At 54.9% G+C, this 13,779-nt stretch carries 10 protein-coding genes and 1 tRNA gene; 3 read left to right on the forward strand and 8 right to left on the reverse strand.

The genetic code is table 11. The features are described 5' to 3' along the window. Window positions 1-13: 13 nt before the first annotated feature. A complete protein-coding gene (locus tag E4662_RS24105) occupies window positions 14-445 on the forward strand; it encodes a hypothetical protein (protein WP_168797972.1) in 432 nt (143 codons plus the stop codon). On the opposite strand, the gene E4662_RS13460 is transcribed toward E4662_RS24105, so the two are convergent. From E4662_RS13460 to E4662_RS13490, 7 genes are all read right to left on the reverse strand, one after another. Next, a complete protein-coding gene (locus E4662_RS13460; RefSeq protein WP_136442090.1) occupies window positions 442-1,098 on the reverse strand; it encodes a YjbF family lipoprotein in 657 nt (218 codons plus the stop codon). The two genes, E4662_RS24105 and E4662_RS13460, sit on opposite strands and share 4 nt — an antisense overlap. Next, window positions 1,095-3,227: a YjbH domain-containing protein gene (locus tag E4662_RS13465; RefSeq protein WP_240705191.1), complete on the reverse strand. Its 2,133-nt coding sequence runs from the start codon at window positions 3,225-3,227 to the stop codon at window positions 1,095-1,097. The genes E4662_RS13460 and E4662_RS13465 overlap by 4 nt, the downstream gene beginning before the upstream one ends. Before the next feature lie 188 nt (window positions 3,228-3,415). Further along, entirely contained in the window at window positions 3,416-4,315 is a 900-nt protein-coding gene (locus E4662_RS13470) for a GNAT family N-acetyltransferase (protein WP_168797973.1), read from the reverse strand. Continuing rightward, the gene (locus E4662_RS13475) at window positions 4,312-5,322 is read right to left on the reverse strand and encodes an aspartate aminotransferase family protein (protein ID WP_136442093.1); all 1,011 of its coding nucleotides are present in this window, start codon (window positions 5,320-5,322) and stop codon (window positions 4,312-4,314) included. The genes E4662_RS13470 and E4662_RS13475 overlap by 4 nt, the downstream gene beginning before the upstream one ends. Further along, window positions 5,315-5,983 (reverse strand): class I SAM-dependent methyltransferase, encoded by a 669-nt coding sequence (locus tag E4662_RS13480; protein WP_136442094.1) that lies wholly within the window; start codon window positions 5,981-5,983, stop codon window positions 5,315-5,317. The genes E4662_RS13475 and E4662_RS13480 overlap by 8 nt, the downstream gene beginning before the upstream one ends. Window positions 5,984-6,643: 660 nt before the next feature. Next, entirely contained in the window at window positions 6,644-7,759 is a 1,116-nt protein-coding gene (locus E4662_RS13485) for a hypothetical protein (RefSeq protein WP_136442095.1), read from the reverse strand. Between the two features lie 141 nt (window positions 7,760-7,900). Continuing rightward, on the reverse strand, window positions 7,901-8,956 hold the full coding sequence (locus E4662_RS13490) for a hypothetical protein (protein ID WP_136442096.1): 1,056 nt from the start codon (window positions 8,954-8,956) through the stop codon (window positions 7,901-7,903). Window positions 8,957-9,593: 637 nt separating this feature from the next. Here E4662_RS13490 and E4662_RS13495 point away from each other — a divergent pair. Both E4662_RS13495 and E4662_RS13500 read left to right on the forward strand, forming a co-directional pair. After that, on the forward strand, window positions 9,594-10,739 hold the full coding sequence (locus E4662_RS13495) for an ABC transporter substrate-binding protein (RefSeq protein WP_136442097.1): 1,146 nt from the start codon (window positions 9,594-9,596) through the stop codon (window positions 10,737-10,739). A 139-nt stretch (window positions 10,740-10,878) separates the two neighbouring features. Continuing rightward, window positions 10,879-13,440 (forward strand): methyl-accepting chemotaxis protein, encoded by a 2,562-nt coding sequence (locus E4662_RS13500; protein WP_168797974.1) that lies wholly within the window; start codon window positions 10,879-10,881, stop codon window positions 13,438-13,440. A gap of 217 nt (window positions 13,441-13,657) precedes the next feature. Here the strand turns inward: E4662_RS13500 and E4662_RS13505 are convergent. Beyond that, window positions 13,658-13,734 (reverse strand) — tRNA-Met (locus E4662_RS13505). Window positions 13,735-13,779: the final 45 nt, after the last annotated feature.

The following is a 13,779-nucleotide window of genomic DNA, read 5'->3' on the forward strand; positions in this document are numbered from 1 at the left end:
AAAGACGAACCCGATGCAGGTTCGCCTCATTCATCTGTTCGTCACGGCAATGCGCGATTTATTGGCCGACAACAAAGGTATTCGGCGTCTCGCCGCCACCACCACCGCCGCCGCCTGCGGCGCCAAGAATGGCAAGCGCGGCCGCGCCCGCGATGGCAACACCGACACCAGCGCCAGAACCGGAGAGACCGCCAAGAATTGTGCAGTCGTCATCGGTTTGGGGGGTGGATTCGTTGCTATCACATTCCTGCTGCTGCTGAGCGGCCACACCGTTGGCGCTCGCCATTGCTGCAATCAGCACAAAAGAAGTAAGAACTTTGCTCTTCATGATTTGCACTCCGAAAATCAATCTTTCGAACGCCTACACCAAACGGCCTTTCGGCGCAACGAAACCGTTTACCTTTTACCGCCTGCACCGGGCGAGGCGATGATAATGCCGAATTAACGGTCTTTCAGGCGATGGATGTCCACGTATCCGACAAAAGGGCTGATCCATTGCACCGATCGTCTGACAACGCCGGAGCGGTCGATCCAATACTGGTTTTCTACCTTCAAACCTTTGCTGTCATAGCAGGTTTCCTCGACCCGCCGTGCCGGGAAGCGCCCGGCCAGCGTATCTGCACTGTCCGGGCCTGCTTGCACATAGCTGCATTTGAAAGCGCGGATTTCGAGGCTGTTTTCATGGGTCAGGTAGCGGTGAACCCGTTCGGCGTGATCAGCCCGTCCTTGCACAGCCGCCGCCACGTCCCGCACATCCGCGGTGATCAGATCGCCGCCAAGTCCCCGGCTCGCCGTCACGATTCCCCCAAGAAAGCTGAGGCTTGCCGCATCTTGCGTGATCCATTGCTGAACCGCGCCATTGCGCACGCCCGGGGTCAGACCCGCCTGAATGCCGTTGCCCGTAACCTCTACAAACATCAGCGGTCCGTTGAAGTTCGCAATCGCTTCCGGCGTCAAGGACTGGCGCAGGTTCGGCGGCGCTGCCCGTTGCCCCATTATGCCGGACAAGGTGCCCCGGAGCGCGTTCAACTCAGAGCCGGAACTGCTGCATGCGGACAGGATCGACAGGCACAGGAGGGAAAGAACAAGGCGCATCATCTCCAGAACCGTCCCCACTGCTTTTGCAGGTCGCTCTGATGATAATCCCGCACATCATTGTACAGTCGCCCGTTCACGTTCAGCCGCGCACCACCATCCCGCAAAACAGGACGAATCGTACGGGATACGCTGTTGGTGGATTTTCGGCCCGTGAAGGCGGAGACTGGGATTTCGAAACGCAGGCCCTTGTCAAAAGATCCTTCCCCGAAGGTATCAAACGGCACGTCAGTCAGCGTGGCAAATGCTCCGACTTTGATACCGTTGGCAAACTCGCGGTCAATGGTAAGCGTCGCGCCCCAATCTCCGGCAAGATAGCGGCCCACGTCCAGCTGGTAGTGGAAGTCATTGCTGGCCTTGTAGTAGGCCGACACGTGCCCTGTCAGGATGTCGTAATCCCGAAGGCCAAAACCCTGATCGAACTCGCGCTGGCGCACGTAATTCAGTTCCACACCGAGGGCCAACCGGCTGTTGACCGGCTTCCACAGAAGCTCACCGGACACACCGGCATACATCGTCTCAAGGTACCCAGCCGTCACGCGGCCGTAGAGATCTTTGCCCGGGCGGAAATAATGGGCGATGGTGAGGTTGGTCAGCGCGGTTTCGCCAGCTTCGGCATAGAGGCCGACATCGGAGCGCACATGCGGCAGAACCGATTCAGATGGCCGCGTCTCGCCGCGATTGCCGCTGAGCCGATGCCGGACTCCGCCGCTTAAGACGAGGCCGGAGACTGGTTCATAGCGAAAGGTTCCTTCGACACCCACATCGACCCGAATCGGGCTGTCCGGATCGAAATAAGTCGCCTGAAGGTATGGACCAATCCGCCACGTGAAGGATGGTGTCGCAGGGCCGGACAGATCGGCTGTCAAATCGCCGGTTGTGGCGTCCTCGATCCGCGCCCGCGCAAAGCTCTGCCATGCGCCGTCCGGTGCATATTCCAGCTCTTCGAGATCACTTCTGTTCAGCGTGATCCGAGACAGAGCAAGGCCATTCCCGGACACCGGGACGATCTCGAACTGTTCGACCGAGGCGGGCATAAGCACGCTGAGCGTGCGGGCGATGCGGCCTATGGACTGTGCGGTGTTCGTGTCTGTCGGATTGCGGAACCGCACGAGAACCCGGCGGGCCCGCACCGAAAACCCGTCCAGTGCCAGCCCATCCGCAGCAAGCACCTGCGCAACCTGATCTCGCAGGTTCTCAGCCGCTCCGTCCTGCTGCGTCCACCCCAGATTGGCCGCCGCGCCCGGCGCGCGAACAAGCAAGGGGGGCGGACCGCCGTCAAGAACCGGGGCACTGCGCCTCGGCTTCTTGGGGTTGAGCGTGTAGCTGAACTGCACCGCAACCGTGCTGCCATAAAGATACGCCGCGCGCATATCGACACCGTTGCGGAAACGGTAGTTCAGGCCGAAGTTGAAAGGCGACGACCGGTCAAACCCGGCATTGGTCTGTTCTAGGTCGTAATTGTCCGAAGAGTATTCCAGGCCCAGACGCAACCGGTCATTGACCGCGTACTCCAACCCACCGAACAGAGCGGCGTCACCTCGGAACCAATGGCTGGTATCAAGTCGACCAGTCTGGCCAACACCTCGAGTTTGATTGGGTCGAACCTTGAACCGGTCCGAGAACAAGCCCAGCGGATTTGTAAACCCATTATAACTGCCGAAGCGGCCCCAGCCTATCCCGCCTGTCGCGCGCAGTTTACCGAACGTCTTGGTCGCCACGACGTACTCGCCCGCAAACACCCCGGTGCCACCAAAGTCCTGCAAGGCAACCGTCACTGCAGGGTGATACCGCCCCTCCTGCAAAAGCTGGTACCGAAGATCAAAGCTGCGGTCGTAATAATCAACGCCGTTGTTGAAGAAGTCGCCAAACGCCGTATACCGAAACACCCCGGACAGGCGCGGTGTGATCTGAAAATGAAAGGTCGTGCGGGCCGTTCCATCCACAAACCCCAACGTTGCCGTGAGATCCGCGTCCTGCATCTGGTGTGCCGTCGGCATATCGACGATCCCCGGCACACCCGTGAACGACAGCGTCGGGCGCGTCCAGGGATTGCTTTGCGACACAGCTTCGGAACCAATGCCCATGGCAAGGCACAGGGATACCGCGAAGGATCCGATCCGAAGGCGCAAAAGCCGTCTCCTGTTTCCACCCAGACCACGCATAGAAAATGACAGCGCGGCAGCATAGCCCGGCAGTGGGCTACCCTTTTGTGCAGGTTTGCGCGCTTGGAATAAAGAGGCGGGTTGGCTCCTCGGCAGGAAGCCGACATGCCGTGCCGGAAAAACCACATGTTGCGGTCATCGGACAGCTTACCGCCTTATGAGCGCAACGCAGGACTTCTGTACGCTGGAAAAAATCCCGTTTCTTCAGATACTTTTGAAGTCGCTCCGCAAAGCATCTGATACCTGTCCGGGTCAACAATCAAGCCACACAGATGGGGGCTCCGCGTTGCATTGGCAAAACCGCTTTTAAAAGCGTCGAGACCGCCACCCGTCCCGTTCTTGGACATGTCCGGTGAGCCACCCAAGGTGATCTTCATTCCTTCCAACTGGCGAATGGCCAAGTCGTAAACGGCATAGGCCGCGCTGTTCTTGTACCCTTCCGGCGCGGAGGCAGCGAGATGCGAGTATGCCTTGTCTTCGTGCAATGCGAAAATATGAGCTGACACGAGTGTGCCATCAAGAAACGCGCCGAAGACTGGAAAAACGTCGGGATTCTTTGAAAGCCATACAAAATGGTCTCGTCCGAATCTGTGCTGGGCACTGAACCCATGGCGTTCAATCAAAACATCATAGAGCGCGATAAATGGATCAAGGTGCTCTGCAAGTGTGATTTCTTTCGCCTCGACCCGCCGATGGCCGCGGCGCACCTCTGCCCTGTGGTGGTTCGAAAACCGGGCCGGACCCACATCAGGATCAATGACATGATGGGGCTTGTAGGGCTTTGCAAAATCGAAGCATTCCGGTGCGGCTTCGGCCCAAGGGTCTCCGACAAGAACCAGGCTGACCACCCCGAGCGTGCAAAGCTCCTCCAGAAGGGTTTCGCGGCTGCATTGCGAGAGTTCGGGCGAAAGCGGGTAAGCTCCACAAGCGTCTATCCAATCGGTCCCCGGAATCGGCGTTAAACGAAGCGGCACGCCCAGAGCCTCGCTTTGGAAAACCGGATCCCCGCCCGGCAAGGTCCTCGCATAGCCTTCCGTATTGTAAGGATGTCTCAACTCAATGCCTTCCTTAGCACCCGCGACACGCGATCCATGTCTTCTTCCGTGTATCGCTGATCGCATGGGAGTGTAAGCATCTGATGGTGCATCGCTCGCTCGGAAGTCGCCAAGTTTGGTCCCGCCAACTCGGGCCAGTGTCGCGGAGCGAAAACGCGATAAACGGCCAAATCGCGAGCAAGTTCCGCCGCATCCCTGACCCTGATCGGAAAGCCAAGCGGTACCCACGCTGGCTTTCGATCTGGCAAAAATGCAAGATCTGCCAGTCGACTGTGCAGACGCGCGTAATTGGCCCGACGGGTTTCGGCGATGTTGCGCCAAGCCGAACTCGCAAGCACGCGTTTTGTCGTTGCACTCATGCCTTGATCAGAAATCGTCATGGAGGCTTCGGCCTCTCGGAAAGCTTGATACCAACGCTCGTTTTCCCGATCCAAAGGATCACGGGCACGCATCAAACCTGCGCGCCGAAGTCTTGCTGTGGATGCGGGACGCTGTTTTGGAACAGGGAGCAAACCCGCCCGATCAACAAGCAAGCCGCCATCCGGCACGCCAAGCAGCTTGCGCGGGCTATATATTTGCACGTGACCCCAAGGATGCGAGGCTGTGTGCAATGCCTGCGCATTGTCCTCGACAAAAATCACATCGGGATGGCTCTGGACCAATTTGCGAAACACCTCGTTGGGGCGCCCGAACGGGTTGAACCCAAGCAACAAGTCACCGGGTCTGAGAGACGCATCAAGGACTTGAACGTCAGGGGAAAAGGTATCATCCACATGGTAAAACAGAGCCTTTGGCGCTGCCTCCGCCATGTCCCGGCACATATAGGCTGGCACCCAAACCCGGCGCGGGCCAAAACCCGCGATGACATGGGCAAATGCTGAACGAGCATTGGAGAATGTAAGGACCTGCGCCGCTCCAGCCGTCCAAAGATCCCACAGGCTTTCAGGAACAGACCGCCCGCTTTGTGCGGCCTCAAAGACCCCGCCAATGGCAGAGGTTTCATCCACGGACAAGAGTGGCATTGAAGCGGTAACGCGCCGCATGCACCTTGGCTGGCAGATCGGTGAACTCGCACGTTAACCCAAGATCGCCTGCGATTGTTACCAGCTCATCCTTTTTCCACCAGTTCCCGAACGCATCAGTCCCGGCAGCGACATACGCCTCATGTGCCGCTCGCCTCTCGGGGGTATCGAAAAAGTTATGTTTCAAATCAAAATCCGGAACAAATCCGAGTACGATCCGAAGATCATCCGAGGAAATAGACAGGACATCTTCGAGAATACGTTGCCCGACACCTAGGTCAAAATGCTGCCATGCCCCATACATCATCACGCGGGAGAAGGGTGCTTCGGGCCGGTCGGAGAGAGAAGCGATATCGCTCACGTCCAACTCTTCATACCGCAGATTCGGCCCCGGAAAATCTCGTCGCGCGACAGAAAGCATGGCGCTGGAAAAGTCTACGCCCAAGGCCGCTTCGGCCTGTTCCGAGAGCGGCCTTGTGAAAATCCCGTTGCCGCAACACAGATCCAGCAAACGATCCGAATGCCCTATTTGCAATTCCGCGGCCATCTGCGCTTGCAAAGCCAACAGGTGATCTTCGGGGATCGGCTGGCCGTGAACAGTGTGCCCGACTTGGGACAGATGGTCGTCCGGGTCCAACTCCGCCACGCGGGTGTCGTAGAACTCTTTCCAATCCAAATCTGCTCTCCGTCCAAAACGCTTGGCAAGATGTACCGTAAGATTCTGGCGCCTACCAGACGGCTGTTCTTGTTCCGGGATACATGCGCACAGATGAGTTAGGCCACGATGTGAAATGCGCGAACGCTATAGAAAAGTGTATCTCGTGTTGTCTTCAACCATCTGCTTTCATTCGCTCTTCGCCAGTTCTTCCTGAGCACGGACGATGAAGACCGCTGTGACCCTAGGTAACCCATCGACCCAACGTCGAGCCAGATCAATGTCGGCCAGCAAAGAATTCTCTGAGCTAATCAAGATGTTTAGCGCAGTGCTCGGTACAAAGTCTTTCGCAGTTGCTTTCCGGGATTGTTCCAGCGATCGAAAAGGGTTCGTGTGGCCCGGAACATTGGTGATGAAACTCTTGGCAAATCCTGATGCCCGCACCCTCCATTGCCGGCGAGAAGGAATACCATCCCTTGCTCCTACAAAGCGTCCCGTAGGCAGGTGCATTTTTTGGATCGCCGCTTTGGCGGCCTTGTCGCGGCCAAATGTCTATAGCGCGCGGTCATGTTTCTGTGATGCGTAGAACTCGGTAACAAAAAAGAAGGCCCCGCACGAAAGCAGGGCCTGTTCAGACTGTTCGTCTGTTTTTTACTCCGCAATCATCGCTTCTACCGAAGCAAGACGCTCTTCAAGTTGGGCAATGTAAATATGCGCTTTTTCAAGCTCGTTCAGCATTCCCGCAACCTTCTGAGTCACGTTGAAAGGACCATTTTCATCCGTGGGACCAACGTTGGGCAAATGACGATTGGCAAACATCAGTTCCGCCTGCTCGCTGATTGTCGGCAGCGGATAGTCTGCGTCAAAAACCCGGTCACAACCCGCACCACAAACAGCGCCGGTTGTCGTGAGATCCCCAAGCAACGTCATGTTGCCGGTCTTATCGAGCGACATCTGAACGCCGCCATCCGAATGCGTGATCAGGAAGCGGTTCGGGTTGCTGTTTTCGTGTGTGAAGAACCACGAGTCACCCGTAGACGTGTTTTCCATCGTAATGTAACCGCCGCCGTTGTTCTCAAGAAGTATCATCTGCTTGACACCAGAAGACGTTCTCAAAATATGCAGCGCCGCTTCGGAAGTCAGCGTTCCGATACCCACATCGTTGTCGTTGTCGATGGTCAAGGATTGGCTGCCAGCACCCGGTCGAATTCGGAAAGGCAGTGTCGATCCGTTGGTGGCATCGCGAACAAAGAAGCCCGCCTCGTTACCCGCGACATCCCATGTCTGCGGCGTGAAACCGGATGATCCGTTCTGCTCCAAACGCAAGGTTGGCGTATTGCCCGTGACCGCATGCAGCTGGCCCACGGGGGTCGAGGTTCCGACACCGACGCGGCCACCATCATCGACATACAGTGCGTTGTTCGGACCATTAGCCTCGACGGTGAACACGCTCCGGTTGGCTGTGGCATCCATGATGCGGAAATACTCGCCACCGCCGTTTGAGCTGGCGTTCGCCTCAAGCCGCCAATCCTGGTTTGGGAAACTCGCCGACGACGATGTGTCATCAAAGTGGAGGCGAACATTGTTTTCCTTCAGGCGGATCGTATCGAACCCGTAGGATTCAGAGTTGGCACAATCATTACCTACACACAGGCTGTTTCGGATAGTGGTGTTCGTATTGATGACATTCTGAGCGCTGGCGGCACCGGCCAGAAGGCAAACAACTGTGGCGCTCACAAAGATGGACGTACCATTGATTTTACCCATGGGGACTCTCCTCAAATTCAAAAATTCAGCACGTTTTGCGGGCAAAATGGCCCGGCCAAAACCAAGTATACCTGAACAACTTCCGGTTTTGTGAAAAATCTTGTGTCACAATCCAGAAGGTCGGGTCTTCCTTACCAACAGCTATTGTTGAATTGCAGTTTCCAGGTCAGCGAACCGCCCGTTCAGAGCCGCAACAATTGCGGACAATTCGTGGTCTTGCGCCCTGAGTCGTGCCTCTTGGCGCCGGATGACCGCTTCCTGCTCCAAAGTGTACAGGGTGAGTTCCTCAATTTTCTTCAACAGGAGTAACTGCATTTGGGTCATGTCCAGACCATTTGCATTGACGTCAGCCGCCGAAGGGATCTCCGGCAAGTGACCATTTTCCGCAATAAAGGCGGATACTTCGTCCAACGATCGAAGTGGGTAATCCGACTCGAACACGTAGTCAGGAACATTCAATTGCGTCCCGGCAACCTGGAACCCACCCTGTACCGAAAGGTGACCGCTCGCAGTCAGGCTCATTTCGGGACCATCCGGCACAGAATCAGAGATAATGAAGCGGTTCGGCGCGTTGTTTTCATGGACAAAGTACCAGGACGTACCGGCTTGGCTGTTGTCCAGTGTAAAGTATGAACCGCCGTTGTTGGTCATGTTGAACATTTCGCGCACCGCAGAAGGGCTGCCGGAGGTGTTTTCTACGCGCAACCCCGCACTGCCATCGCCGCGCAACACGTGTATCGCCGCAGAAGGCGCACCGGTTCCGAAACCCGTGTTGCCAACCGAATCCATGAAAAGCCCGTGATCTGGCGCCCCTGTCCGAATTTCCAAAGGCAGCGAACCCGTTCCGGGATCAAACAGATAGAACCCGGCTCCATTGCCGTGTAGCTCCCACCGCTGCCCCGAACTCACGGTTTCAAATGCGATGCCGGGATCCATATTGTCGACCAAATGTAGATCCGTGGTGGGCAGGCTCGTGCCCAAACCAAGGTCGCCCTGAGCGTTCAAGTGAATGGCGTCCGCAGGGGCCGCCGCGTTCAAGTGTAGAAGTGGTTTGTCGTCATCTGCATTTCGAATGGCAAAAAAGTTTCCTTCGGAGCTTGTTTGACCGTTCACCTCAAAGAGCCAATCAACCGAAGGAAAACTGCCACCTGACGTATCCTCAAACAGAAGGCGAGTCACAGAGTGTTTGACCTTCATCGTAATGTCGTCAAAGCTCTCGCTGTTCCAACATTCAGGACCCGCGCACAAACGACCATCAACGCTATGGTTTCCGCTCAGAACGGTTTGCGCATCAATCGGAGCAGCCGCAACACAAACGCCGGCTAGAACCCCGAATAGTAAGTCGCGCGCTCGCCTCATTTTGAGCCTCGTTGTCCAAATAACCGGGAAAGCGCCACGAGAAGGGAAGTTCGGCGGCAAGCCCGAAACTCCGCTGAGAATGGCCCTACACTGCTTAATTTAACGTGTACGCTGATCGACGACCTTTGACGCGTGTGACGCGTGTGACGCTCTTGCGGGTAGAGCAACCGTCGCGCTTGGAAGCGATTTCGGAAGAGAAAGCTTTGTAAATGGCGTTTTTGGCAGGTGGCATTTCGAAAGTAACTATTCGAAAAAGAGCGATTCCGCGCTTGGCTGGAGACACCTGCAATTCAATTCAATTTCTTAGAAAGAAATCCGTTCCAAAACTGAAGCGAAAAGCGCAGACAAACCAAGGCGGTGCTTGTGAAACAAAGTTTTTTTACATGTTTTGCTAGAATTTGAACCAACCCTGTAACCGATTGGAAAGCACCCACTGCAATACCTTGCGAGGATTCAACAACAGGGATCCATCAAGATGACCTTCAAAGCATTCCTAAAGACTGCAGCCTTGGTCTGCGCGCTACCCGTAATCGGCCATGCGGCTCAAGGGATAAACTCCGGAGAAGTGCGATTCGCGCAAGTTGCGGCCTTGGAGGGCCCTGCGGCCGCACTTGGGCAGGGTATGCGTCTCGGGCTGACTGCCGCATTTGACGAGGCCAACTCCGCAGGAGGAGTGCACGGACGAACCATCGTACTCGACAGCCAGAACGATGGGTATGAGCCCGACATGTCTATTGCTCATGTTAAATCTGTAATCGGCGGCGACAATCACATTGGACTGATTGGGGCGGTCGGCACGCCAACTTCTGCCGCAACACAGCCTATCGCGACGGAGGCAGGGCTGCCGTTTATCGGCCCGTTCACGGGCGCAGGCTTTCTCCGTGACGAAGCCCTCGGCAACGTGCTGAATGTTCGGGCAACTTACTTCGCAGAAACCGAAGCTTGGATCGAATATCTCGTTGATCAACAGGGGATGAAATCCGTAGCCATCTTATACCAAGACGACGGATTTGGCCGGGTTGGTTTGGCAGGCGTAACCGCTGCGTTGGAGAGCAGAGGGATGTCTCTTGCAGCGGAAGGAACCTACACGCGCAATACGGTTGCGGTCAAAAAGGCGCTTCTGGAGATCCGCAAAGCCAAACCTGATGCTGTCGTGATGGTCGGAGCCTATAAGCCAGTCGCAGAATTCATCAAACTTTCGCGCAAGCTGAAGTTCAATCCGACGTTCGTCAACATCTCGTTTGTCGGTTCAAAAGCATTGGCGGCCGAACTTGGCGAAGCCGGAGAAGGCGTGATTGTAAGCCAAGTCGTGCCCTTCCCTTGGGACGCTTCGATCCCGATCGTCGCTCAGTATCAGGCCGCATTGAAAGCGGTTGATCCCTCGGCAGAGCCAGGTTTTGTGTCTCTTGAGGGGTATCTCACGGGTCGTCTCGCCATCAAGGCGTTGGAAAGCGCAGGTCAAGATTTGACGCGGGAAACCTTCCTTTCCGCCATGACCGACCTCCAGATGCTGGATTTTGGCGGCGTCGTCATGGAATTTGGTCCCGGTGACAACCAAGGGATGGATAGCGTATTTCTGACACGGATCACCGCAGACGGTGGTTTCGAGCCTGTCGACTGAAAAGCGAGAGCCCGCCTGAAGTATTCCAGGCGGGCACCTGACCCTTCGGAAACTAAAGGCTAGAGAACAGATGACTTCACCTGCCGGTCGTTCGTGGCGCCCTTTTTCCAAACTCAGCTCCCGGATAATGCTGATAGTAATGTCTCTCACAGCCGTGTCCGGGCTGGTAGGAACAGTTGCTTTCGTAGCGTTTTCGCGCGTCACGGACAGCATGACAGAGCTTACAGGTGTTCGCCTGATCGAGCTCGAACAAAGCAGCGCCTTGAAGGAAGCTGCCGACGGAACCAAAAACGCGATGATTGATGTTTTGGCCCTTCGGAATGAGGCCGATTTCGGGGTAGCGGTTGCTAACGTCGAAGCAGCAACAGCGGAACTTGAGCGCGTGGTAGGTCTCTTGCCTGAAGATGTCCGCTCCATGGTTTCGGAGGACGCAAACAACGCAACTCTTATGATCGCGCAGCTTACGGATGCAACGCGAATTCAGTTTCGCAATCAAAACGGAATCGCCTTGCAAATGGTGGAGTTACAAATGAGGGGTGAAGCCCTACAGGCGACGATGATTGAGCTGGCCGATGAGGCATATTTTGATTTGACTATGGGCGGCGAGTCCACGATGGCGGGCGTGGAGGAAACTCTTTCGATACTGGTGAACGAACAGTTCGCCGGTTTGGAGATCCTTCTGAGAGCGAGAGCGGAAATCAACTTGCTTTCGGGAATGCTGTACGCACTTCAAATGACCGACGACACGGCTACACGTACAATCTTGTCGGATGTAGCGAAAGCTTCTGAGGGACGGCTTTTGCGCGTTCTTGAAGATCTAGGTGAGAATTCGATTACCGCAGAATTCAAAAGCACCGTTCAAACCGCCGCGAACTTCTACTCGGCGTTAGCTGGCCTTGAGAACAAATCAGGAGCAACCGCTCAAGATCAGATTTTGTTGCAACGGCGCGAGATGGATATTTTTCTATCGAACGCAATAGATGATGTAATGTTTTTTCTAACGATCTCGGCTGACGAAGCTAGCATCAACAACCGAGATACCATTCAATCTTTACTGGACACTCAAGTCGCTCAAATAAACACTTTGTTTGAAATCAGCAATTGGATCAGCCGATTTCAACTGGCGGCGCTCGATGTCGCTGTGTCAAAAGGATCTGCTGAAGCGAAAGCCGCAGCCTCAAACTTGGAACAGGCTGGAGTGGAACTAGAGAAATTCGCGGATTTTTCAGATGGAAGATTGGCTGAAGATCTCACAGTATTAGCAAAGCTCGCAGCCAAGGATACCGGGCTACTTCCGTACAAACTGGCAGCCCTGTCTGCTAACGACACAGCTGCGAGCGCAGCGGAACAAACCGCTCGAGCTGTACAAAAGATCGGGACAGTTGCCTCGGATTTGGCAGTGGACAACTTGGCAGCCATTCGGTCGATGGCGATTAGAATTGAGGGAAGTGTGTTCGAGGCAAGAAACCGCGTCAATGGCTTGCTTTTTCTACTTGGCTTCGTGGCTTTATCGTCAGTCCTTTTGATACGGATCTTGGTTCGGAATCCACTTGATAAATTGCGAACTGCCACCGAACGGCTCGCCGGAGGCGACTTAGCGGAAATAACTGGATTCGGAAGATCCAGCGATGAAATTTTTAGAATTGCCGGTGCACTTTCCATCTTTCGAGATAGCTTAAGTGAGAAAAACGATTTCGAGGTTCAGCAAAGTAGCATCGAACGACAAAGGAAGGCAGAGCAAGAAACAGCCGTTGCGGCGATTGGAGCCGGTTTGGAAAGGCTTTCTAAAGGAAACTTGACCGAAGAAATAGATGCGGAGATGGCCGACGGGTATGCCAAGCTTCGCGATAATTTCAATCAGTCTCAAAACAAACTTCGTGAGATTTTGAAGGAACTGGCACATACAACTGCTGGCATTCAAACTAGTGCCGTCGAAATGAATTCAGCGGCAGACGATCTGTCGAAACGAACAGAGAATCAAGCGGCAGCACTTGAGGAGTCTGTTGCGGCTCTGGATTTGGTAACTTCTGCGGTCAACGATTCTGCACGCAACGCCCGAAATGCAGAAAATGAGTTAAACTCAGCCAGGGAGAATGCTGAAAGGACGGGCGATACTGTGCGTGAGGCCATTTTGGCTATGCAGACGATTAAATCGGGGTCCGACGATATTTCGCATATTGTTGGAGTAATTGACGATATCGCATTTCAAACGAATCTACTTGCATTGAACGCCGGAGTAGAAGCAGCGAGAGCAGGCACGTCTGGTAGCGGTTTCGCAGTTGTCGCCGCAGAGGTTAGAGGGCTGGCTCATCGATCGTCTGAATCAGCGATGGAAATCAAATCTCTAATTGAAAACAGCACCGCTCAGGTTGATCAAGGCGTTGAACTTGTGGGACGTGCGGGCAACTCGTTGACTGAAATGCTTGATAAATTCCGTTCTGTGGCCGAAGTAATGGGCGAAATAGTTGAGTCGGCTTCAGATCAATCGGTCAGTCTTAAGGAGGTCAACTCCGCGATGACGCAGTTGGACAGGGTTACGCAAGACAATGCCGCCATGGTCCAACAGTCGTCGATGGCAACATCGAACTTGAACCTAGATGCACAACGTCTCGCAAGTCTAGCGGATCAATTCAAATTCAAAGCGGATCACGACGGGTCTCGCCATCGACCTTTACTCGGGATGACCAGCGGTGCGGCTTAGATCAGGGTCCGAGTTTGGCTTTTAACCCAATTTAGGTACCGGATCTTGCGAACGAGCAGTAGGCGTAGACTTATACAGCGAGTGCAGTTGGCTTTATGCTGCAATCCAGAAAGTACACTGCTTGCGCCGATGTTGCCTCCACTTGTCTTGAAGACCACGAAACGCTGACCGTTTAAGGCGGTTACATCCCGAGAGTATTTGCGTTGATTTGAGTTTTTGGTTGCGGGAGCAGGATTTGAACCTGCGACCTTCAGGTTATGAGCCTGACGAGCTACCGGGCTGCTCCATCCCGCGACGCTTTGATCACTCTTTGAGTTTGAGTGATTGGGTATCGCTATC

It is taken from the genome of Pacificoceanicola onchidii (genome assembly GCF_004804335.1).
GTDB lineage: Bacteria > Pseudomonadota > Alphaproteobacteria > Rhodobacterales > Rhodobacteraceae > Pacificoceanicola > Pacificoceanicola onchidii.

Excerpts from the sequence above, each read along its gene's own strand:
- E4662_RS13500 (WP_168797974.1), top strand. The coding sequence starts at position 10,879 with ATGTCTCTCACAGCCGTGTCCGGGCTGGTAGGAACAGTTGCTTTCGTA.
- E4662_RS13490 (WP_136442096.1), bottom strand. The coding sequence starts at position 8,956 with ATGAAGGTCAAACACTCTGTGACTCGCCTTCTGTTTGAGGATACGTCA.
- E4662_RS24105 (WP_168797972.1), top strand. The coding sequence starts at position 14 with ATGCAGGTTCGCCTCATTCATCTGTTCGTCACGGCAATGCGCGATTTA.
- E4662_RS13495 (WP_136442097.1), top strand. The coding sequence starts at position 9,594 with ATGACCTTCAAAGCATTCCTAAAGACTGCAGCCTTGGTCTGCGCGCTA.
- E4662_RS13485 (WP_136442095.1), bottom strand. The coding sequence starts at position 7,759 with ATGGGTAAAATCAATGGTACGTCCATCTTTGTGAGCGCCACAGTTGTT.
- E4662_RS13460 (WP_136442090.1), bottom strand. The coding sequence starts at position 1,098 with ATGATGCGCCTTGTTCTTTCCCTCCTGTGCCTGTCGATCCTGTCCGCA.